Source organism: Salinicola sp. (assembly GCF_982684285.1).
In genome coordinates this window covers 1-1,456 of sequence record NZ_CEXLVS010000446.1, presented here as the reverse complement: position 1 = coordinate 1,456, position 1,456 = coordinate 1, and the positions used below count along the sequence as shown (strand labels likewise).

The following is a 1,456-nucleotide window of genomic DNA, read 5'->3' as shown; positions in this document are numbered from 1 at the left end:
GGGGTAACACCGAAGGTAAATACACCGACTTCCGATACTGCCTGACTGATAGTATGGCTGCCGTTATCGGATGTTGAAAAGTTAAAACTAGCTACATCTAGATTGCCATTGGAACCACCTGATGGTGCTACCAATGAGGGAATCACGGCAATTGAGTTTAATTCGAAGTTTGGTGTGACGGGGTTATCGCTAAAGTCGGTGTCGGCATCATCTTGCCAACAGGCGGCATTGACCTTGAGGTTAAAGCTTTCGCCTGCTTTTTTAAATTTACTACAGCTGCCATCAGCACTGGCGCAGTCGGCAGATGAGTCATCGCTATAGACTGCCAACATGACTGGTTTACTGATAAAGGTATTGTTACCCGTTAATACTAAACTACTGCCAGTGGTATGTTCGACATCAATTTGAATTTGACCGGCATCATCATATTGCACAGTAAAGGTCGCCTCACCATTAATATCAAAGTTGAGGTCGATGCCGCTACCCGGAGATGAGGTATCAATGGTTGTTCCTGATATGGCAACCGTATTAGTGCCGGTAGCGGGGCTAGAGTAAGTAGACCAAAAGTTGACTGATTGGGTACCGGTTAATGCGCCCACACATTGATCAGTAATATTACTTTTTTTGACGGCGGCGATGGTGACATTTACAGAAGGCTTACAAGCAGTTTGCACCGGAATATCAAAGACAAATCCCGCTTCGGCAAAGTTAATGGTACACGTTGCATCGGCCACACTATCGGCAAAACATTGTAAGGAACCAGTCGGGGTAACCGAGCTAGCAGTAATGTCGACAACCACATCTTCTGCAGTTGTATGTTGCAGGTCGAGTGAGGCAGTACCGGATGAAATAGTGAGAGGATTGCTTACCCAACCTGTTGCTGGAGCAAGTGTTACATTCACATCTTCCGTATATAAGGCACTGCAATCTGCATTTTTACAGGCTTTTAAGGTGATTGGGGATGATAGACACGTTAAACCATTGGCGGCGTAGGATAATTCAAAATGATCAATGGCTCCACTACAGGTATCTAAAGCATCAACTTTTGCGATATCAGCATCCGTGTAGGTAAGTTGGAAATTTTCTTTTGCAATGATGATATCGCCACCACCAATGGTGATAAGACCACGGATGGTCGTATTTTTTTCACCAAAGGTGACATCGCCCGCATTAGGACCATACATGATGCCAGTGAAGTCTAAGTTTTCTTCGCCTGTAGTGAAAGTGGCACCTGAATGAAGGTAGACAATAAAGTCATCAATGGAGCCGCCTTTGTTAATGTCGGTATCTTTTTTGGCATGTGTATATGAGCTGCCTATGTGAATAATGACGGGGCTACTGGTTACATTAATGACCGTCTCGACCTCTTTGGTAAGGAAACTATAGATGTAATAGGTACAGGCAGCAAAATTGATCGCGGAGCGTTCTAAATCAGTTTGCAACGTTTTGATATGGA

General features: G+C 44.4%; 1 protein-coding gene. It reads right to left on the bottom strand.

All coding sequences use genetic code 11. The features are described 5' to 3' along the window. Nucleotides 1–1,456, bottom strand: a 1,456-nt coding sequence (locus AC3AYF_RS20925; protein ID WP_487780394.1) for a DUF6701 domain-containing protein, incomplete at both ends; no start/stop codon positions are given.